General features: G+C 67.4%; 20 protein-coding genes. 7 read left to right on the forward strand and 13 right to left on the reverse strand.

The window, feature by feature from the left end; genetic code table 11:
- The first annotated feature begins 143 nt into the window (after positions 1-143).
- Positions 144-2,495 (forward strand): Tex family protein, encoded by a 2,352-nt coding sequence (locus GBZ48_RS09455; protein WP_174470808.1) that lies wholly within the window; start codon positions 144-146, stop codon positions 2,493-2,495.
- 3 nt (positions 2,496-2,498) lie between these two features.
- On the opposite strand, the gene GBZ48_RS09460 is transcribed toward GBZ48_RS09455, so the two are convergent.
- The 6 genes from GBZ48_RS09460 to GBZ48_RS09485 all read right to left on the reverse strand — a co-directional run bounded on the left by GBZ48_RS09460 (position 2,499) and on the right by GBZ48_RS09485 (position 6,699).
- On the reverse strand, positions 2,499-3,134 hold the full coding sequence (locus tag GBZ48_RS09460) for a LysE family translocator (RefSeq protein WP_174470809.1): 636 nt from the start codon (positions 3,132-3,134) through the stop codon (positions 2,499-2,501).
- Positions 3,135-3,268: 134 nt separating this feature from the next.
- Complete coding sequence (locus GBZ48_RS09465; RefSeq protein WP_174470810.1) at positions 3,269-3,529, reverse strand: hypothetical protein; 261 nt, start codon at positions 3,527-3,529, stop codon at positions 3,269-3,271.
- A gap of 33 nt (positions 3,530-3,562) precedes the next feature.
- A complete protein-coding gene (locus tag GBZ48_RS09470; RefSeq protein ID WP_174470811.1) occupies positions 3,563-3,892 on the reverse strand; it encodes a hypothetical protein in 330 nt (109 codons plus the stop codon).
- A 9-nt stretch (positions 3,893-3,901) separates the two neighbouring features.
- Complete coding sequence (locus tag GBZ48_RS09475) at positions 3,902-4,771, reverse strand: hypothetical protein (protein ID WP_246307093.1); 870 nt, start codon at positions 4,769-4,771, stop codon at positions 3,902-3,904.
- Positions 4,759-5,745, reverse strand: a complete 987-nt coding sequence (locus GBZ48_RS09480) for a YqaJ viral recombinase family protein (RefSeq protein ID WP_174470812.1) — start codon at positions 5,743-5,745, stop codon at positions 4,759-4,761. Before GBZ48_RS09480 ends, GBZ48_RS09475 begins: the two co-directional genes overlap by 13 nt.
- 318 nt (positions 5,746-6,063) lie before the next feature.
- Positions 6,064-6,699, reverse strand: a complete 636-nt coding sequence (locus tag GBZ48_RS09485; protein ID WP_174470813.1) for an XRE family transcriptional regulator — start codon at positions 6,697-6,699, stop codon at positions 6,064-6,066.
- A 177-nt stretch (positions 6,700-6,876) separates the two neighbouring features.
- Between GBZ48_RS09485 and GBZ48_RS09490 the strand changes: the two genes are divergently transcribed.
- Together GBZ48_RS09490 and GBZ48_RS09495 are read left to right on the forward strand one after the other, a co-directional pair.
- Positions 6,877-7,197, forward strand: coding sequence for a heavy metal-binding domain-containing protein (locus GBZ48_RS09490; RefSeq protein WP_174470814.1), 321 nt, complete (start codon positions 6,877-6,879; stop codon positions 7,195-7,197).
- 98 nt (positions 7,198-7,295) lie between these two features.
- Positions 7,296-8,510, forward strand: a complete 1,215-nt coding sequence (locus tag GBZ48_RS09495) for an E22 family MetX-like putative esterase (protein ID WP_246307094.1) — start codon at positions 7,296-7,298, stop codon at positions 8,508-8,510.
- Between the two features lie 31 nt (positions 8,511-8,541).
- On the opposite strand, the gene GBZ48_RS09500 is transcribed toward GBZ48_RS09495, so the two are convergent.
- From GBZ48_RS09500 to GBZ48_RS09510, 3 genes are all read right to left on the reverse strand, one after another.
- Positions 8,542-9,069, reverse strand: coding sequence for a hypothetical protein (locus tag GBZ48_RS09500; RefSeq protein WP_109048318.1), 528 nt, complete (start codon positions 9,067-9,069; stop codon positions 8,542-8,544).
- Between the two features lie 93 nt (positions 9,070-9,162).
- On the reverse strand, positions 9,163-10,716 hold the full coding sequence (locus GBZ48_RS09505; protein ID WP_174470816.1) for a DHA2 family efflux MFS transporter permease subunit: 1,554 nt from the start codon (positions 10,714-10,716) through the stop codon (positions 9,163-9,165).
- A gap of 158 nt (positions 10,717-10,874) precedes the next feature.
- Positions 10,875-11,984, reverse strand: a complete 1,110-nt coding sequence (locus GBZ48_RS09510) for an HlyD family secretion protein (protein ID WP_174470817.1) — start codon at positions 11,982-11,984, stop codon at positions 10,875-10,877.
- Between the two features lie 237 nt (positions 11,985-12,221).
- On the opposite strand from GBZ48_RS09510, the gene GBZ48_RS09515 reads away from it, so the two are divergent.
- The 4 genes from GBZ48_RS09515 (at position 12,222) to GBZ48_RS09530 (ending at position 16,551) form a co-directional block, all read left to right on the forward strand.
- A complete protein-coding gene (locus GBZ48_RS09515; protein ID WP_246307095.1) occupies positions 12,222-12,851 on the forward strand; it encodes a TetR/AcrR family transcriptional regulator in 630 nt (209 codons plus the stop codon).
- A gap of 197 nt (positions 12,852-13,048) precedes the next feature.
- Entirely contained in the window at positions 13,049-14,242 is a 1,194-nt protein-coding gene (locus tag GBZ48_RS09520) for a GGDEF domain-containing protein (RefSeq protein ID WP_174470819.1), read from the forward strand.
- 200 nt (positions 14,243-14,442) lie between these two features.
- Positions 14,443-15,609 carry a rod shape-determining protein RodA gene (gene rodA, locus GBZ48_RS09525; RefSeq protein ID WP_174470820.1) on the forward strand — a complete coding sequence of 389 codons (1,167 nt, stop codon included), beginning with the start codon at positions 14,443-14,445 and terminating at the stop codon, positions 15,607-15,609.
- A gap of 156 nt (positions 15,610-15,765) precedes the next feature.
- Entirely contained in the window at positions 15,766-16,551 is a 786-nt protein-coding gene (locus tag GBZ48_RS09530) for a family 16 glycosylhydrolase (protein WP_174470821.1), read from the forward strand.
- A gap of 11 nt (positions 16,552-16,562) precedes the next feature.
- Here GBZ48_RS09530 and GBZ48_RS09535 read toward each other — a convergent pair whose 3' ends face one another.
- The 4 genes from GBZ48_RS09535 to GBZ48_RS09550 form a co-directional block, all read right to left on the reverse strand.
- Positions 16,563-17,291, reverse strand: a complete 729-nt coding sequence (locus GBZ48_RS09535; RefSeq protein ID WP_174470822.1) for an ABC transporter ATP-binding protein — start codon at positions 17,289-17,291, stop codon at positions 16,563-16,565.
- A gap of 1 nt (position 17,292) precedes the next feature.
- Entirely contained in the window at positions 17,293-18,312 is a 1,020-nt protein-coding gene (locus GBZ48_RS09540) for a branched-chain amino acid ABC transporter permease (protein ID WP_174470823.1), read from the reverse strand.
- Positions 18,309-19,178, reverse strand: a complete 870-nt coding sequence (locus GBZ48_RS09545; protein ID WP_174470824.1) for a branched-chain amino acid ABC transporter permease — start codon at positions 19,176-19,178, stop codon at positions 18,309-18,311. The genes GBZ48_RS09540 and GBZ48_RS09545 overlap by 4 nt, the downstream gene beginning before the upstream one ends.
- Before the next feature lie 103 nt (positions 19,179-19,281).
- Positions 19,282-20,307 carry a L,D-transpeptidase gene (locus GBZ48_RS09550; RefSeq protein ID WP_246307096.1) on the reverse strand — a complete coding sequence of 342 codons (1,026 nt, stop codon included), beginning with the start codon at positions 20,305-20,307 and terminating at the stop codon, positions 19,282-19,284.
- Positions 20,308-20,400: the final 93 nt, after the last annotated feature.

The raw sequence follows: 20,400 nt of genomic DNA on the forward strand, positions 1-20,400 counted from the left end.
TCGCTGCATGGTCACGCTGACGGTTAAACCGCCCTGCCTCTCCGCTCTGCCCATCTGACGAAAGGCCGGGGTGGCGTCACCCGGCCCCGACGCGCTATGACAGACGCCCGTTGTTTCGTCACCAGTCCGCAGGTCCCTGCCTCATGCTGTCCATCAGCCAGCGCATCGCCGACGAACTGTCGGTCCGCGAGTCCCAGGTCGCTTCCGCCATCGCCATGCTCGACGAGGGATCGACCGTCCCCTTCATCGCGCGCTACCGCAAGGAGGCGACCGGCGGCCTGGACGACACCCAGCTCCGCACCCTGGAGGAGCGCCTGGGCTACCTGCGGGAACTGGAGGACCGCCGCGCCAGCATCCTGTCCACCATTCAGGAACAGGGCAAGCTGACGCCGGAGCTGGAGCGCCAGATCAAACAGGCCGACACCAAGACCCGGCTTGAGGACCTCTACCTCCCCTACAAGCAGAAGCGCCGCACCAAGGCCCAGATCGCCCGCGAGGCCGGGCTGGAGCCGCTGGCCGACGCGCTGCTGGCCGATCCGAAGAAGCAGCCGGATTCTGAGGCCGCCGCCTTCGTCAACGCCGACAAGGGTGTCGCCGACGTCAAGGCGGCGCTGGACGGCGCCCGCCATATCCTGGTCGAACGTTTCGGCGAGGATGCCGAGCTGGTCGGCCGCCTGCGCACGGCCATGGCCGACAAGGGCGTCGTCACCTCCAAGGTGATCGAGGAGAAGAAGGCGGAGGGCGCCAAATTCTCCGACTATTTCGACTTCTCGGAGAACTGGTCGAAGCTGCCGTCGCACCGCGCCCTGGCGCTGTTCCGCGGCCGGGCGCAGGGCGTGCTCGACATCCGCCTGGACTTGGCCGTCGAGGACGGGCAGCCCCATCCGGCGGAGGGCACCATCGCCGCCCACACCGGCATCCGCGACCAGGGCCGCCCGGCCGACAAGTGGCTGTCCGACGTGGTGCGCTGGACCTGGAAGCTGAAGATCGGCCCGCACATCGAGACCGACCTGATGGGATCCTTGCGCGAGCGCGCCGAGGACGAGGCGATCCGCGTCTTCGCCCGCAACCTGCACGACCTGCTGCTGGCCGCCCCGGCCGGTCAGCGCGTCACCATCGGGCTCGACCCCGGCATCCGCACCGGCGTCAAGGTGGCGGTGGTCGATGCCACCGGCAAGCTGGTGGAAACGACAACAATCTATCCGCACCCGCCGCGCAACGACTGGGACGGCTCGCTGGCGGTGCTGGCGGCGCTGGCGGCCCGGCACAAGGCGGAACTGATCTCGATCGGCAACGGCACCGCGTCGCGCGAGACCGACAAGCTGGCCGCCGACCTGATGAAGCGCCATCCCGAACTGTCCCTGACCAAGCTGGTGGTCAGCGAGGCCGGCGCCTCGGTCTATTCCGCCTCCGAAACGGCGGCGCACGAGTTTCCCACCCTGGACGTCAGCCTGCGCGGTGCGGTGTCCATCGCCCGTCGCCTGCAGGATCCGCTGGCCGAGCTGGTGAAGATCGAGCCGAAATCCATCGGCGTCGGCCAGTACCAGCATGACGTGGCCGGCGGCAAGCTGGCCCGGTCGCTGGACGCGGTTGTCGAGGATTGCGTGAACGCCGTCGGCGTCGATCTGAACACCGCCTCGATTCCGCTGCTGACGCGCGTGTCGGGCCTGAACGAGACCATCGCCCGCAACATCGTCGAGCATCGCGACCGCAACGGCGCCTTCCGTTCGCGCAAGCAGCTGCTGGACGTGGCCCGGCTGGGGCCGAAGACCTTCGAGCAGGCCGCCGGCTTCCTGCGCATCCGCGACGGCGAGAATCCGCTCGACGGTTCCGCCGTCCATCCGGAAGCCTATCCGGTGGTCCAGCGCATCGTGAAGACGACCGGCCGCGATCTCGGCAGCGTCATCGGCGACGCCCGCTTCCTGCGCGGCCTGAACGCCGATGAGTTCACCGACGAGCGCTTCGGCGTCCCCACCGTCGAGGACATCATCAAGGAGCTGGAGAAGCCCGGCCGCGATCCCCGTCCGGAGTTCAAGACCGCCACCTTCAAGGAAGGCGTCGAGGAGCTGAAGCATCTCCAGCCCGGCATGATGCTGGAGGGCGTCGTCACCAACGTCACCGCCTTCGGCGCCTTCGTCGACATCGGCGTCCACCAGGACGGGCTGGTGCACATCTCCCAGCTTGCCAACAGCTTCGTGAAGGACCCTCACACGGTGGTGAAGGCCGGCGACGTCGTGAAGGTGAAGGTTCTGGAGGTCGATATCCCCCGCAAGCGCATCGCCCTGACCATGCGCATGGGCGAGGAGGCGCCGCGCCCGGCCCGCCGGGAGGAGCGCCGCGACGAGCGGGGACCGGCGCGTCAGCCGCAGCAGCAGGATCGCCGCCCGGCGGCACCTGCGGCCAAGGCTGCGCCGAAGCCGGCCAAGGCGCCGGAGCCGGTCAACAGCGCCTTCGCCGAGGCGTTCGCCCGGGCGCAGTCGGGCAAGAAGAAGTAAAGGTCAGGGAGGGGGCAAGGCGTCCGCCATCAGGCGGACGCCCAGTCCGCCGATGGCGGCCGCGGCAATCCGGTCGACCCAACGCTTGGACCGCAGGTAGGCAGCGCGCGGCCGGCCGGCGGAGAACACTGCGGCGACGATGGCGTACCAGCCGGCTTCGATCAGGAAGATTGCCGGCGGCAGCAGGACGAACAGCCAGACCGGCGGTTCCGCCGGCATCAGCGCGGCGAAGATGCTGCCATAGACCAGCGCCGTCTTCGGGTTGCTCAATTGCGTCAGCAGCCCGAACAGCAGCGGCCGCATCAGCCCGGCGGGTGCCGTCTGCCCCTTCTCTGCCATCACAAGAGGCTCCGCCGCCCCGCGCCAGATGCGGACGGCGAGGTAGAGCAGATAGGCACCGCCCACCAGCTTCAGCACCGCATAGAGCCAGCCGACCTGCGACAGCAGCGCATGCAGCCCAAGCAGCGCCAGGGACGCGAAGAACACGCCGCCGATGCCCATGCCGAGCGCGGTGGCCAGACCGGCCCGGCGGGATACGGCGATGGAGGTGCGGGCGACCAGCACGAAGCTCGGCCCCGGACTGGCGGCCCCGATCGCTATGGCTCCGGCGATGCTGACGAAGGCAAGTACGGGATCCATAGTCGCTCCCCTTCCGCTTGATGGGGGAGACGATAGCACAACCGGGAAGGCGCGGAAGGGGTGGGTAAAAAAGTCCCCTCGTCCGCGGGGGGAACGAGGGGACAAAGGCCGATGGCTTGGCCGTTACGGGGATGTCATTCGGCTGCCATCAGCATCGGGGCCACGTCACGCACCCGGTTCACCGCCACATAGCGGTCGAGCGCGTCCAGGCATTCGCTGAGGGTTCCGGAACCGACCGCACGGCAGTCCTCGAAGGCATGCGGTTCGGGGCGGAACCAATGGGTGATGTAGCATTCCTCGCGCCCATCCAGGCTGAGGGTGAGGGCGAAGCGGCCCTCACGCCCGAGATGGGCTTGAGCGGCGCGCAGACGCGCCTGGACCTCTTCTATCGTCATGGGATGATATCCTTCCCTTGATGCCGCCTGCGGTCAGGCGGCGTGAGCGAACTTGCCGTCTTCCGATTCCGAGTCTTCCAACCGTCGAGCCCAGTCGATGTCACGCGACAGAGACTCGACGAGGACGCGGGCCGCACCCGCGGTTTCCGCCGGCGTGTCGGACCGCAGCAGTCCCGACAGCCGCATCGCCAGCGTTTCGGCCTCCGCCTCCACCCAGCGGGCGTAATGGCGGCGGCGCTGGTCACGATTCCAGTACCAGCGCGGCAGCTGCGCATTGGCACGTTCGAACTCGCCCTCCCAGGCGCTCATGCGGAAAAGACCGCTGGGCGACCGGTCGCCGGTGCTGTGAGTCGTCTGGGTCATGGCGTTCCGTCAGGCGGCTTCCCGCCCGTCCTCTTCCTCGCGCTTCAGAATCTCGGCCTTCTTCTGGGCGAACAGGCCGGTGATGCGGTGCTGGGCGGCGCGGTCCACGGCGCCGATCTCGCGCAGGCGGGTGCCGACGCCCGACCGCCAGACCTCTTCCAGGTCATCCAGGTCCAGGCAGGCCCCCAGCCGGCGCTTCACCTCCGCCTCGAAGGCTTCGACGGCGGCGGGTTGCAGGTCCGGGTTGGACTTGGCGGCATAGAAGGCCTCCGATTCCTCCCGGTACTTGCTGTCGTCGAACTGGCCCATATAGACGTCGGCGGCCAGACCGATCTGCAGCAGGCATTTGCCGACCGCGTCGGTCATCGACATCTTGAAGCACTCGTCGTCCGGCATCTCCATGCCGTTGCGGCGGCGGACCATCTCGGTCCCGCCCCATTGCGGACCGGTGAAGCACTTCTCCTTCGTCTCCGGGTCGACGTACCAGACGCGGGCGCAGATGAAGATCATCCGTTCCGCGATGGTCCAGTCGACCTGTTCGTAACCCCAGCCCTTGCCGATCGGACCGAACACCTCCGTCATCATCTGGAAGCGCCAGGTCGGGTCGATCTGCGTGCCGCGGAAGCCGCCGGCACGGGTGAAGGGCTTGGTCGCCTTCGGGTCGGTGCGCTTCAGCCGGTTCCACAGGAACATGGTGTCGATGCGCTGCGGCTCCTCCACCCGGCTGCCACCGGCGGACCCTTTGGACCCTTGCGAGCCGCGGCCGCCGCCGGACTTCGCGTCGACCGGCGCAGTCTCCGTCACGTTGGATTCGGTAACGCTCGACTCAGGGGTCTCGGTATCGGCAACGACGTGGTCGGTCTTGCTCATGCGTCCCATGATTTGGGTCCTTCTTGTCCAAACGTTTCGGCTCTCCCCTCACCCCAGCCGGCGGTCAGCGCTGCTTCCAGGCTGAATTCCACCCCGTTCGGGTCAGCGGAGGGCACCCAGGATTGCGCGTCCGCCAGAGCCCGGCGCGGCGGTGCGCCATAGCGCAGGCTGAGCCGGCCCTCGCGGTCGCGCGCGAGATAGAGGCCACCGGCCCGGTCATTGGCTTGGCCGTCGGCCTGACCGGTGGCAACAAAAGCGATGCGGGCATTGTCGGGCATCAGCGCCTTGAGGGCGGCCTCGGCCTCCTTCACCTCCAGCGCCGCCGCACGGTTGGCGACCAGCCGGTCGGCCAGCGCGCGGAAGCGGTTGTGCCGGCCCATGTCGAAGACGCGGCCGTTCTCATAGGACGGACCATCCATCGGCAGCGGGTCCGACGGCTCGACGTCGTTGACGACGTGCCACCAGAAGGCTTCCAGCGTCTCCACCAGCCGCTCGACGTCGTCCGGCCGCCGGTCCACCGTCACCAGGCTGTGACCGGTGGGGCGCAGGATCGACAGAAGCGCACGGTCCAGACCGACCACCTCCAGCTGGTGCTGGACCTGCCAGTGATAGCGGCGGGCGAGATCGGCATCGCTCTGGAAGCCGCTGTTGAACTTCGCCTCCACGATGGTGTCGAGAGCGCCATCGGCCACGCTGCCGGTCAGGAAGTCGGGATGGGCGACCATCCAGTCATGCTCGGCATGGCGGTAGGTATCGGGTGCCGCAACGCAGGCGCGGCCGGTGGCATGGGCGACGAAGCGCGGGTGCAGGTGTTCGGTCGCGATTCCAATCTGTACGGCGGCGACGAAATCCAGATTCTCAGGCTGGATCCGGCCGGTCTTCTCGCGCCACAGCGACAGCCAGTCGCCGGCCATCACGCGCGTCGCATCTGACGACCCGATCCGCCCCGCCCGCAAATCCCGCTGTGCCTGAGTGATCGCCATGCTGTTCCGCTTTTTCCGGTTCCAAGCCCTTTCGGGCCGTCTTTCCGGCTTCGAAGCGTGGCCTTTGCTGCGACTTCGCAGCATGTCTTTCAGGGCGCCTCACCGGACTCCGAATATGGGATGCGAACACGCAGCTTTCAAGAACAAAACGTGAACCTATGGCTTGGCCGTAGACCAGGTCAAAGACCTGAAAACACGCTATATTTGGTGTGTTCTGACAAGAGTCGTCACAAGTCAAAACGGACGGAGTAGAGCTGGCCATTTTTGCGAGTCGCGGCGGATGGGAACGCGCGCCGCGACTCTGTCCACCACGGAGTTTTACATGCGAAGCGCTCGCACCACGTGAACGGCGACTCCGGCGACATGGGCGCGGTCGAAGGCGGTGGGGTGGCAATCGGGATCGGTCGAAACCGGCATCAGATGGGGTGGAAAGAAGCGGTATCCGCAGATGGTGCCCTCGCCCACCGTCACCACCACATCGCCCGCCTGCGGCGTCAGCACGTCCAGCGGTTCCAGCACCACGCAGTCGCGGGGCAGCACGCCGGCGGCGTCCAGGCTCTTCGACAGGATGCGCAGCGCGAAGGCCCGGCGGGAGGTGTGTCCGTCCATGGCGACCGACGCGGCTCCCTCCTTCAGCGCCCCGGCCAGGAACGCCTCCCCTGCCCGGCGGCCGAGGTCGAGGAAGATGTGCGCCTGCTCCAGCGTCAGCACCGGAACACGCGTGACCGGCGCATAGGCATGCTCATCGAGGAAGCGCGGCTCCGACCCGGCGACGCGGGCCAGACGGGCCAGCGTGTCGGCGCTGGGCACGCTGCCCATCGCCGGATCGCGCAGGAAGCGAGTCAGGTTGGTGGCGGTGACTCCGGCCAGCCGCGCCCAACCGCCGGCGCTCCAGTCCTTCGCCTCCATGACGCCGGTCATCCAGCGCAGGATGGCTCGCCGCGTGTCGTCCATCGCTCTCCCCCTCGGCAGTCCCCCACCCTGTCCTACACGGTCGCGACCGGATGGGGGAAGACGCGATGGACTCAAGGCCGCTGCGATTTCGCAGTGCCGCCTTGGACTCCGCCGTGGCGGCCCCATCTGTGCGGCATCGAAGCCGGCACATCGAAACCAACACAAGGAGTTGCGACCATGATCGTCACCAGCACCGATTCCATCGAAGGCCGCCAGATCGCCGAGTATCTCGGCATCGTCGCCGGCGAGGCGATCATGGGCGTCAACGTGTTCCGCGACCTGTTCTCCTCCGTGCGCGACATCGTCGGCGGACGGGCCGGCGGCTATCAGGCAGCCCTGCGCGAGGCGCGCGAGGCGGCCTTCGCCGACCTGCAGGAGTCGGCCCGCGCCCTGGGCGCCGATGCCGTAGTCGGCGTGGACGTCGATTACGAGGTGCTGGGCAAGGAGAACGGCATGCTGATGGTGTCGGTCAACGGCACCGCCGTGCGCCTTCGTTAAAGGCAGCCCCTGACCGTAAGCGTCAGCGATGGCGTCTGGACAGGTCCGACCTTATGCGTAGACTCCCCCTCCAGCTAACAATCTGAGGGGGGATGCACATGCGTGGGGTTGTCCGCGGTTCCATCCGGTCAAGCTGCATCGGCGGCCTCGCCATGGCGGCGTGCCTGTTCGGCGCCCTGCCCGCTCTGGCGCTCGACGCCATCGTCGAGAAGAAGGTCTTCGAGATGCCGTCCTACACCACCACCGGTGGCGGGACGATCAAGAATGTCCGCATCGGCTGGGAAAGCTACGGCAAGCTGAACGACGCCAAGGACAACGTCATCCTCATCACCCATTTCTTCAGCGGCAACAGCCATGCCGCCGGGAAATACAAGGCCGATGATGCCGCTCCCGGCTATTGGGACAGCATCATCGGTCCCGGCAAGCCGCTGGACACCGACAAATACTTCATCATCGCCTCCGACACGCTGGTGAACCTGTCGCCCAAGGATCCCAACGTCGTCACCACCGGCCCGGCCAGCATCAATCCGGACACCGGCAAGCCCTATGGCATGAGCTTCCCCATCGTCACCATCCAGGACTTCGTCAATGTCCAGAAGGCACTGGTCGACAGCCTGGGCATCAAGACCCTGCAAGCGGTGATGGGCGGCTCGATGGGCTCGCTCCAGGCCTTCGAATGGGGGGCCGACCATCCGGAGATGGTCAAGCGCGTCATCGCCACCATCGGCGGGCCGGAGGCCGACCCCTTCCTGATCGGCTGGCTGAACCTGTGGGCGGCCCCGATCAAACTCGACCCCAACTGGAACAACGGCGACTATTACGGCAAGGCGGAGCCGAAGGCCGGCCTGACCGAGGCGCTGAAGCTGGTTACCCTGCACGCCCGCCACTGGAAATGGGCCGACGCCGCTTTCGGCCGCAAATGGGCGGAGGACGGCAAGGACCCGAAGGCCGCGATGGGCAACCAGTACGCCATCGAAGCCTGGCTGGAAAAGGCGGCTTCCGGCCGTGCCGCCGTCAGCGACGCCAACCACTTCCTCTATCTGGTGAAGGCCAACCAGACCTTCGTCACCGGCAACGGCGCCTCGCTGGAGGACGGTCTGGCGAAGATCAAGGCTCCGGTCCTGCTGATCCCGTCGGCCGACGACCTCGTCTTCCCACCGGACCGCAACATGCGCCCGCTGAAGGACCGGCTGGAGAAGCAGGGGAACGCGGTGGAGTACACCGAGTCGATCACCTCGACGCTCGGCCATCTCGACGGCGTGGTGAACATCGGCAAGGCGGGCGAGACGATCGCGCAGTTCCTGGCGAAGTGAGGTGGGGGGGGCTTTGGACGCCGGAGCCCCCCTACTCCCCGCTGACCGGCGCTCCGCGGAAGTTCAGCAGGCTAGGCGCCTTGTCGATGATCTCTTCCAGGATCAGCGACGCCGTCTCCAGGTCGCGGTCCAGTTCCGGACCGAGCTTGCCGACATAGTTGGGCCGCTTCAGCTTTTCCGCGGCGTCGTGCAGGCTGCGCAGCTCGGCGACGAAGATCTCGCGGGCGCCCATCGGCAGGATCGGGTTGGCCGACAGCACGAAGAAGAAACGCATGCTGGCCCGCACCAGAAGGGCCAGCATCACCATGTCCAGCTTCTCGAACTGGTCGCGCAGATCGTCGGAACGCGCGTCGACCAGATTGCGCAGGCGCTGCTCGATCAGGATGACCAGCGCCTGGAACTCGCCCACCTTGTCGCGGAAATCGCGGTAGGCGCCGAAGCTGTGCTTGCTGGCCTCATGCTCGGCCAGCTGGGCCAGCTTCGATGCCTCACGGCACTGGCGCTCCAGCGCGCCCAGCAGTTCCTTGACCTCGGTTCGGGTGTATTGGCGCTTGCTCATGGGACTCGGCCGGGTTTGTGCAGGTGTTCGGACTGGCGGTCTGTCGTTCCGTCAAGCTATAGCACAACCCACGGGCGGCAACCTATCCCATGCTCAGTGGTCCGCCTTCACCGGCGCCCCCGGACGGCGCACCAGCGGCATGAACAGCAGCGCGCCGAAGAACACCGCCGACATCAGCAGCATGGCGTCGTTGAAGGTCAGGATCAGCGCCTCGCGCTGGACCAGCCCGACCAGCCTGGACATCGCGGCGGCGGTCGGATCGGCCACCAGCCCGTCGAAGCGCTGGCTGAGGCTGTCGACCATCTGCTGCACCTCCGGGCGGGCAAGGTTCACATTGTCGCCGAGCCGGTTCAGGTGCAGGGCGTTGCGGTCGGTCAGCACCGTGTTGATCGCAGCCAGCCCGATGGCGCCGCCCAGGTTGCGCATCAGGTTGTACAGGCCCGAGGCGTTCTTCAGCTTGTCCGGCGGCAGGGTGCCCAACGCCACGCTGTTGATCGGGATGAAGCACAGCATCAGCGACATGCCGCGCACCGCCTGCGGCAGGAACAGCTCCCAGAAGCCGGTGTCGGCGGTGAAGTGGCTGTTCAGCCAGACGCCGGTGCCGAACAGGATCAGCCCGAGCGCCAGCATGGCGCGCAGGTCCATCCGCTTCGACAGGGCGCCGGCGATGGGTGCCGACATGAACTGGAAGATGCCGGTCACGAACATGATCTCGCCGATCTGCAGGCTGTTGAATCCGCGCACGCGGGCCAGGAACAGCGGTTGCAGATAGACCGACCCGTAGAGACCGATGCCGAGGATGAAGCTGTAGAGCGATCCGATGGCGAAGTTGCGGTCGGCGAAGGCGCGCAGTTCCACGATGGGATTGCGGTAGGCCAGCACCCGCCAGAAGAAGCCGGCGGCGGAGACGGCGGCCACCACCGCCAGCGCGAAGATCGCCTCGTCGTCGAACCAGTCGTTGCGCGGCCCCTCTTCCACCACATACTCCAGGCTGCCCAGGAAGGCGGCCATCAGCGCAAGACCGAGGAAGTCGAAGCCCTTGCGCAGTTCCGGATTCGGCCGGTCGACATCGACCAGGAACCAGACCAGCGAGGTCACCAGGATGCCGGGGATGACGTTGGCCAGGAACAGCCAGTGCCAGGACAGGTGCTGGGTCAGATAGCCGCCCAGCGTCGGGCCGATGGTCGGCGCCATGGTGGCGACCAGCCCCATCATCACCGACACGCCCGCCCGCTTTTCCGGCGGGAAGATCATGAAGCTGGTGGCGAACACCGTCGGGATCATCGCGCCGCCGATGAAGCCCTGCAAAGCCCGCCAGACGATCATGGATTCGATGCCGCCGGCAAACGCGCAGGCGACGCTGGTCAGGGTGAAGCCGGCCGCCGCCAGGGTGAACAGCACGCGGGTCGACAGGATGCGCGACAGGATGCCAGACAGCGGGATCATCACGACCTCCGCGATCAGGTAGGAGGTCTGCACCCACGAAATCTCGTCGGCGCTGGCGGCGAGACCGGCCTGGATTTCCGACAGCGAGCTGGAGACGATCTGGATGTCCAGGATCGCCATGAACATGCCGACGACCATCGCGAAGAAGCCGGCGATGTCGCGGGAGGTGAGGGGGCGCATGCCCTGGGCCGGTGTCGCCATGGAACCGCTGCCTTCCGTCGCGGCCGAACGACTGCCGCCCCGGGAGTGGCCCCAGGGATGGCTCCGGCCGATAAGCTGCCTGATTGTTTTGAATGACGGACAGGGACGCCGCCCCGAAGGGGGAGGAGGAGCGGCGTCCCCGCCGGAGCCGTGGCCGCTTACCTGGCGGCCACCGCCTGCTTGTCGGTCAGCGCGCCGAAGACGCCGCCGCTGGCCAGATGCGGCTGGCTGTCGGCACCGCGGGTGTCGACCTCCGCCACCACGGACAGGCCGGGGCGCAGCAGGCCGGCCAGCGCGTTGTCGCGCGGCAGGGCGATGCGGACGGGAACGCGCTGGACGATCTTGGTGAAGTTGCCGGTCGCATTCTCCGGCGGCAGCAGCGAGAACTTGGACCCCGAGGCCGGGGCGAAGCTTTCCACCGTGCCGATCAGATGGCGGTCCGGGAAGGCGTCGACGGAGATGCTGACATGCTGGCCGGGGCGCATGCGCGACAGCTGGGTCTCCTTGAAGTTGGCCACCACATAGACGTCGGGCAGCGGCACCAGCGACAGCATCTGCACGCCGGGCCGGGCATACTGGCCGACCTGGACGCCGCGGTTGCCGATCACGCCGTCGACCGGCGCGCGGATCACGGTGTTGTCCAGATCGTTGCGCGCCGTCTGCAGGGTCGCCTGCGACTGGGCCAGATGGGCCTCCGTCTCGGTCCGGGTGGCGCGCAGGACGTTGATCTGCTCGTTCTCCGAGGCCAGCGCCGCCCGCGCCTTCGCCACCTGGGCCACCGCCTTGCGCAGGTCGGCGTCGGCGGTTTCCAGCTTCTGGCGGCTGGTCCAGCTGTCGCTGGCCAGCGAGCGGTTGCGCTCAAAGTCCTGCTGGGCGCGGCGCTGTTCGGCCTCGGCGCTCGCCAGCGTGGCGGCGGCCTGGTCGATCACCGTGCGTTGAAGCTCCAGCTTGCTGTCCAGCGTGCCGAGCGCCGCTTTCTGCGCGGTCACCGCCGCCTCGGACTCCGCCACCTTGGCGCGGAAATCCTGGTCGTCGAGGATCGCCAGCACGTCGCCCGTCCGAACCAGCTGGTTTTCGGCGACCTTCACATCGCGGACATAGGCGGAGATCTTCGGGCTGACGACGGTGATGTCGCTCTGCACATACGCATTATCGGTCGATTCCATGAACCGGCCTTCCGTCCACCAATGTTCGCCGGCGACGGCGCCACCTGCCAGCACGGCCAGCGCAACGCCCGACAGCACGATCTTCCGCACGCCATTCGCCATTGTCTCTATCCCCAATCCACCGCGGTCCGGTCAGGCTTCCGCCGGGGCGCTCTTGCCGGCGCCGTCACGGAAAAGAAACTGAACCGTTCAGTTTAGTCTTGCCGGAAGATGGCGGACGGCCTATCTGTTGTCAAGACCGAACTGAACGGTTTAGTTTTTGTCAACGGGTGTCAGGGGGCTTGTCGGGCGATGCGGAACGCGGTAGGGGCCAAGCACATGGACTCAGGCGAGGCGCGCATGACCACGTTGGTTGCCCCCACTCCCGAAGCAGGATCGAAGCCGGCCCAGATCATGGACGCGGCCGGCACCCTGTTCCTGGAACATGGCTACAGTGCCGTCAGCATGGACGCGGTCGCCAAGAAGGCGAACGTGTCCAAGGCGACGCTGTACGCCCATTTCGGCAGCAAGGAGGAACTGTTCCGGGCGATGGTCGCCTGCGAATGCGCGAACTCCGTCATGGCCGGCATCTGGGACGATGCGATGCGCCTGCCGGCGGCCGACGGGCTGCGCCTGATCGGCAGGACCTTCGTCCGCTTCATCGCTTCGCCCAAGGCGCTGGGCCTGTACCGGATGGTGCTGGGCGAGGTGCTGCGCCAGCCCCAGCTTGCCCAGGCCTTCTATGACAGCGGTCCTGCCGAAACCTTCCAGCGCGCGCAACAGTTCATGACCCATATGGTGGAGCGGGGGGAGCTGGCGATCACCGATTGCGACCTCGCCACCCACCAGTTCTTCGGTCTGCTGAAGGCCAATATGCACATGAAGCTGCTGCTTTGCCTGAGCGAACGGCCGGGCGACGCGGATCTGGAACGATTCGTCGATGCCGCCGTCGATCTGTTCGTCAAAGGCTATGCGCCCGAGGCGCGCTGAGGGGCGGCGCGCCTGAAATACGCCCAATAAGAGTTGAGCCGCAGCCCTCACAAACCCTCAGTTGGTACCAGCGACAATCCAGATCCAATAGTCATAAACCCAGCCGCAAACCTCGCCCCCTTCGGCTTGTCACCGGCCAAGGCTTCGTATAGCGTGCCCATGACATACCGGCGTAACGGTGCGTGGCGGGTTTGCGGATGGATTTCGAGACGACCTTCATCGCGCAGGTCATCACTGTTATCGGCTTTGCGGTCGGCCTGTCCATTGCCGTCGCCTCCGGCCGCTACCCGCGCCATATCCGCAACTCCCTGCGCGCCTATGCCTATGGGAAATTGCTGCTTGGTTTCGCCTTCCTGATCGCGGGCTTGCGCGGCAGCGCGGCGCCGGGCCTGCTTGTGCCGCTTGCCAACGGGTTGGGGATCGCCGGGCTGGCGATGAACTACACCAGCGTCCGCCATCTCCAGAACCGACCGGTCGGGCTTCTGATGCCGGCGGCAGTCGGGCTGGCAGTGGCCCTGGCCTGCTTTCTGCTGCTGCTCGCCGGCGGCGGCATCTCCTATGTCCGCATCCTGACCAGCTTCGCGACCTCTGCCGTATTGCTTGTCATCGCCTTCGAAGTTCTGGTGCGTTACGAGGATCGCGGCATTCCCCATTATGTAACCGGGCTGCTATCGGCCACGTTGGCCATGGTGTATCTGGTCCGCATGGGTGCGGGCATGGTTCAGGGGGAAATGCCGGTCGATCAGATGGTGGACGACCGTGTGGAGCGGGTCACCTTCCAGCTCTCGATGCTGGGCACCGTCATGGGTGCCATCAATTACGTCCTGATGGCCAGTGACGAGTTCAACCGCGAACTGACGAAGCTCGCCCACACCGACGGGCTGACCGGCAGCCTGAACCGCCGCCGCCTGTTCGAGCTGGGCGAGGTCGAGTTCCGCCGCGCCCGCCGCCACGGCCGCGACCTGACGGTGCTGGTGCTCGACATCGACCGCTTCAAGGCGGTCAACGACCGGGCCGGCCATCCATTCGGCGACCGGGTCATCCAGGCGGTGGCCGACTGCTGTGCCGCGCAGATCCGGCGGGAGGATTCGGTGGGCAGGATCGGCGGGGAGGAATTCGCCATCCTGCTGCCGGAAACGGGTGCGGAGGCCGGCCGGCTGCTGGCCGAACGGCTGCGCAGCGCCATCGAGCGGCAGCTGGCCCAGCTTGGCGCCGAAGGCGGCGTGACGGTGACCTGCAGCATCGGCGGCGTCAGCCTGACGCGGGAGCACAGCGAGTTTTCCGACCTGATGGCCCAATCGGACAGCGCGCTCTATGACGCCAAGCATGCGGGGCGCAATCAGGTGCGTTTCTATCCCACGATGGCGCTGACCCCTGCGTTGCACGCGTGACAGACAGGAAAATGCCGGACGGGACCGGTTAGAAAAAACGGCCCTGCGGGCAATGACGCACGGCCGCCTTTACCCGCGGGGCCGCTTGCCGCATTATCCGCGCCGGTCCCCGCCGGCCGGCTTACTCCGGTCGATAGTCCGGGGCCGGCTTGCCGGGTCCGATCCGGCTCCGTCCCTTCCGGCAACATCGGCGCAAGGTCGTGGTTCTTTCCCATCTCGGCTCCGGCGGCCTGGAGCCGCAGCGGTCGCAGCTGACGCTCGGCACAAAATTCAGGCTCATCAACTGGGGGCTGGTCCTGCTGATCTGCACGATCACCGGGGTCGGCGTCGGGCTGCTCTATTCCGCCGCCGGCGGCCATTGGAAGCCGTGGGCGCAGCCGCAGCTGGTCCGCGCCATTCCCGGCCTCGTCCTGATGCTGGGAATCGCGCTGGTCGACATCCGCCACCTGATGAAGTCGGCCTACGTCATCTTCTTCATGGTGCTCTGCCTGCTGATCGCGGTGGAGCTGATGGGCCGCATCGGCATGGGCGCCCAGCGCTGGATCGACCTCGGCTTCTTCCAGCTCCAGCCGTCGGAGTTGATGAAGCCGGCGCTGACGCTGGCGCTCGCCCGCTATTTCCACGGGGTGACGCTGGACCAGATCGGCCGGCCGCTTCTGCTGATCCCCCCGCTGCTGCTGGTCTTCACGCCCGTCGCCTTCGTCCTGATGCAGCCCAACCTCGGCACCTCGCTGCTGCTGATCATGGGCAGCGGCGCCATCTTCTTCGCCGCCGGCGTCCGGGTGTGGAAGTTCCTGCTGGTGATCGGCGGCGGCCTCAGCGCCATCCCCATCGCCTGGGAATTCCTGCACGACTACCAGAAGCAGCGCGTCTACACCTTCCTCGATCCGGAGACCGATCCGCTCGGCGCCGGCTACAACATCCTGCAGTCGAAGATCGCGCTCGGCTCCGGCGGTCTGTTCGGCAAGGGCTTCATGTCCGGCTCGCAAAGCCAGCTGATGTTCCTGCCGGAAAAGCACACCGACTTCATTTTCGTCGTCCTGGCGGAGGAGTTCGGCATGGTCGGCGCCGCCACGCTGCTGGCGCTCTACGTCCTGCTGTTCATCTATGGCTGGGTGATCGCGCTGAACAGCCGCAGCCAGTTCGGCCGGCTGGTCGCGGTCGGCATGACGGCGCAGTTCTTCCTCTACGTCTTCGTCAATGTGGCGATGGTGATGGGCCTGATCCCCGTCGTCGGCATCCCGCTGCCGCTGGTGTCCTATGGCGGATCGGCGATGATGACGCTGATGATCGGCGTCGGCCTGCTGCTGAGCATGTCGGTCCACCGCGACGTGCGCATCCCCAAGAGCGGCGTCACCGACGTTTGACCTCCCCCATTCGCTTCGGTTATCGGCTGAGGTACGCCGGGCAAGCGTTTGTCGCACCCCGGCCGCGCAGTTGCCGCTTTGCTCTGCCCTCGCGATATCGGGGTGCAGGCCGACCGATCTTGCGGATAGGCCCGGTATCAGCGGGAGGAAATAGCCATGCGGAGAGATGCCTTAGGACAAAGCGGACGGACGACGGCGATCGGGGCGGGCCTCGCCGCCCTCCTGCTCGGCAGCGCGCCGGCGCTGGCGGAATCGCTGTTCAGCCATATCGGCGGCAGCTTCAGCGAAAATGGCGGGTCGTTCGAGACCTCGCGCTGGCAGCGGTCGGATGGCTGGAAGTCCGGCGGGCACATGAACTGCACCTGGAGCCGCGCCAACGTCACCGCCGAAAAAGGCCACCTCGCCCTGTCGGTCAGCGACCGCACCTCCGGCAGCGACCGTTATTCCTGCGGCGAATATTCGACACACCGCTTTTACGGCTACGGCGCCTACGCGGTGTCGCTGAAGGCGGTCAAGGCCGATGGGGTGATGACATCGGTCTCCCACTACACCGGCCCGCCCTTCGGCGATCCATGGGACGAGATCACCATGGGGATCGCCGGCAAGGACACCACCAAGCTGGAGATCAGCTATGTGGTCAACGGCGCCGGACACCGCAACACGGTGGTCGATCTCGGCTTCGACGCCGCCAAGGGCGTCCACAGCTACGGCTTCGACTGGAAGCCCACCGGCATCGTCTGGACCGTCGACGGCAAGCCGGTCCATCAGGTGTCGGGCAAGCCGGAGGATCTGCCGCGCATGCCCGGCCGGCTGATGCTCCGCTTCTGGAGCGCGTCCGGCGACACCGAATGGCTGCGCCGCTTCACCTATCCCGGCCATCCCCTGGCCGCCGAGGTCGCCTCCGTCACCTACCGCGAGGACCCGGCGAACCTCAGCAACTGAGGACCGCCCGGTCAGTCCAGCGCTTCGGCACCCAGGTAGGATTCGACGACGCGGGGGTCGGCGACGACCTCCGCCGGGGCGCCGTCGGCGATCTTCTCGCCATGGTCCAGCACCACCACGCGGTCGGACAGCGCCATCACCGCGCGCATGACATGCTCGATCATCAGGATGGTCAGGCCTTCGCGCCGGTTCAGGTCGCGCAGGACCTCGACCATCCGGTCGACTTCGGTCGGGCGAAGCCCCGCCAGCACCTCATCCAGCAGCAGCAGGGTCGGACGGGTGGCCAGCGCGCGGGCGACCTCCAGCCGCTTGCGGTCGGGCAGGGTCAGGCTGCGCGCCGGGCGGTTGGCCTGATCGGCCAGTTCCAGCCGTTCCAGCACGGCACGGGCCTGCCGCCTCGCGGTCTCCACCGACCGCTCGCGGGCCAGCGCGCCGACCACGACATTCTCCTCGACCGTCAGTTGACCGAAGGGCTTGACGATCTGGAAGGTGCGGCCAATCCCGGCGGCGCAGACCTGGTTGGGCTTCAGGCCGGTCAGGTTGCGGCCCTTCAGCGTCACCCGCCCCTCATCCGGCGGAAAGACGCCGGCGATCAGGTTGAAGGTGGTGGTCTTGCCGGCGCCGTTCGGGCCGATCAGCGCCAGCATGCGCCCCTCCGGCACGGTGAAGCTGACCTCCGACACCGCCTTCAGCCCGCGGAACCGCTTGGACAGGCGCTCGACCTCAAGCAAGGCGGTCATCTCAGGCGCCCTCCCCCGGCTGACGGACAAGACGCAGGCGGCGGGCCAGCCAGGGCCAGACGCCCTCCGGCCGGAACACCACGATCACCACCAGCGCAGCACCATAAAACAGTTGCTTCAGGCCGGGCAGGTCCAGCCCGCCAGCCTCGATCAGGAAGGTCAGCGCCTCGCCCAGCGGCGTCAGGATGAAGGCGCCGAGGATCGGGCCGACCAGCGTGCCGATGCCGCCGACGATGGCCGGCAGGATGATCTCGATGGACCGGCCCATGGAAAAGACCTGCTCCGGGAACAGGTTGTTGAAATAGAAGGCCTGGAACACGCCGCCCAGCGCGGTCAGGGCGGACGACACCGCCACCGCCGTCATGCGGGCACGGAACAGATCGACGCCCGAGGCCTCCGCCGCGTCCGGTTCCTCGCGCACCGCCAGCCATTGGTAGCCGAGCCGGCTGTGCAGCAGGGCGCGCGACAGGAACAGCGCGCCGACGACCAGCGCCAGCGCCACGTAATAGAACAGCACCGGCGAGCCGCGCAGGTTCAGCGGATCGCTCGCCCCCGCCTCCACCGGCAGGAAGAAGCCGCCGGAGCCGCCGACCCAGGTGATGTGGTCGAAGCCGATGCGCGCCACCTCGGCGAAGGCGATGGTCAGCAGGGCGAAATGCACGCCCTTCACCCCGAAGCGGAAGCCCAGGAAGCCGATGACGCAGCCGGCCACCACCGCGACCAGCATCGCCAGGACCATGCCGGCCCAGGGGCCGATGCCGAAATGGACGAACAGCGCCGCGCTGACGTAGGCGCCGAGGCCGACATACAGCGCATGGCCCAGCGACAGCAGACCGGAAAAGCCCATCATCACGTTCCAGGCCTGCCCGACATAGGCGAACCACAGCACGGTGGTCAGCACCGACACCAGATAACGGTCGGCGACGAAGGGCGCCACCGCGAGCCCAAGCGCCGCCAGAACCAGCAGCACCATCCCGCGTCCGGTAATCCCGGAAAACATCACGCCCGAAAGCCCGCTCATGACCGTTTCCCCAACAGCCCTTGCGGGCGCAGCAGCAGAACCACGATCAGCACCCCGTAGCTGAACAGGGATTTCATGGACGGCGTCAGCAGGAAGCCGGCCAGCGCCTCCGACATGCCGATCAGCACGCCGCCCAGCAGTGCGCCGGGCAGGCTGCCCAGCCCGCCGACGATGACGATGATGAAGCTGAGCAGCGTGTATTCCGGCGCCAGTTGCGGCCGGGCATCGACCAGAAGCGTCATCAGCGCACCCGCCACCCCGACCACCGCGGCACCGATGCCGAAGGTCAGGGCATAGAGCCCGTCGATGTTCAGCCCGACCACGCGGGCGCCTAGCGGATTGTCGGCGCAGGCGCGGATCGCCTTGCCGGTGCGGCTGAAGCGGAAGAAGGCGAACAGCGCCGCCGCCACCACGATGGCCGCCGCCCCGGCACGCAGCCGCACGGCATCCAGCAGCATCGACCCGATCTCCACCGTGTCGAAGCTGTAGGGCACCTGGACGTTGCGGGCGTCCGGGCCGAACAGCATCAGCATGGCGTTGACCAGGATGGTGGCGATGCCCAGCAGCAGGATGAACTGCATGTGCTCCGGCCGCTCGACGAACTTGTTGACCAGCCCGCGCTGCAACAGCCAGCCGCAGGCGAACAGCAGCGCCGCCATGAGCGGGGCCGACAGCAGCGGGTCGAAGCCCAGCCAGCCGCCCAGCAGCACCGCGCCGTACATGCCCGCCACCATCATCTCGCCATGGGCGAAGTTGACGACGCGCACCACGCCGAAGATGACCGAAAGCCCCAGCGCCGCCAGCCCGTAGACCAGGCCGGTCAGCAGGCCGGAGGCCGCGATGTTCAAATAATAGTCGATCGGCATGGGCGGCGGATTGTCCGAACGGTTGGGTTCTGCGGGGTAGCAGTCCAAGGGGGATGCAGGCAAGCCAGAACGACCGACGGCAACGCGATTAGTCCCGATCCTGCTATGGCCGCCCGGCGATCCGGGTACTGCCGCGCAGGCTCGCGATACGCTCCGTCACGTCATTCAACCGGCGGTCGAGTGCCGTCGCCAGGCAGGACTGCGCCGCCGCGGCCACCGCCGGGTCCCCCTCGGTCCCGCTGCGAATCCAGCAAAGTGCAGCGATCCGCTCGTGGAAGCGCCGCTCGTCCTGGATCAACTCATAGGCCGCGCTGGCGCGGGCCGCCGGATCGGCGATGCCCGCCAGAAAGCGGTCCTGCGTTCCGCGGGCACGGCCGTCGAGAAATGCGAGCGCCGGGACGTCGCAGATCATCCGCCGCAGCGGCGCCGTCACGGTGGCACAGCGCGGATCGGCGACCGGCGCTGGCGGCGACTCCGATGGCGGCTCCGCTGGCTTGGCGATGGCGACCGCAGGCACCGGAGCGGCAAAGGACGGCGGTGGGGACGGCGGTGCGGTCTTGACCGCGACCGCAACCGTCCCGGCCAGCCGGGAAGCCGGCAGCGACGGCTTGTCCGCGCCCAGCGACTCCCGCACCACCCGTACCGGCATGCCGACCTCAGCCACCGCGAAGACGGTCTCGATGTCCGCGGGCAGCATGCGGAAGCACCCGCCGCTGGCTCGTGTGCCGATCGAGTCCGGGTCGTTGGTGCCGTGGATGGCGATGGCCGGCCAGCCGAGATCGAGCGCGAACAGGCCCAGCGGGTTGTTCGGTCCGGGCGGAACCGCCCGCGGCAGGGCGGGGTTGTCCCGCCGCTGGTTGGCGGTCGGCCGCCATGTCGGGTCGCGGCGCTTGCGCCGGATGCTGCTGTCGCCGACGGGAATCGGCACGCCGGGACGGCCGATGGCAACCGGAAAGCTGCGGGTTCCGCCGTCGGGATCCGTCAGGTAGAGGCGGCGGTCGGCAAGGCTGATGGCAATCGATCGGCCGCCCAGCTTCGGGTCGACCGGTCCCGGATCGGCCGGCCCGGGATCGGCCGCTTGGGCCGAACCCGCGCCGGCGATCCCGGCGAGGGCAAGGAGGGTCCACAAAAGACACCGTGCCAGGATGGCGGTGGCGGCTGTTGTCGGTCGGAGGATGACGCCGCGGCCGCGGTCTCCCCGAAAGGTCGTAAATCCATGCAT

The organism is Azospirillum melinis (assembly GCF_013340935.1).
GTDB lineage: Bacteria > Pseudomonadota > Alphaproteobacteria > Azospirillales > Azospirillaceae > Azospirillum > Azospirillum melinis.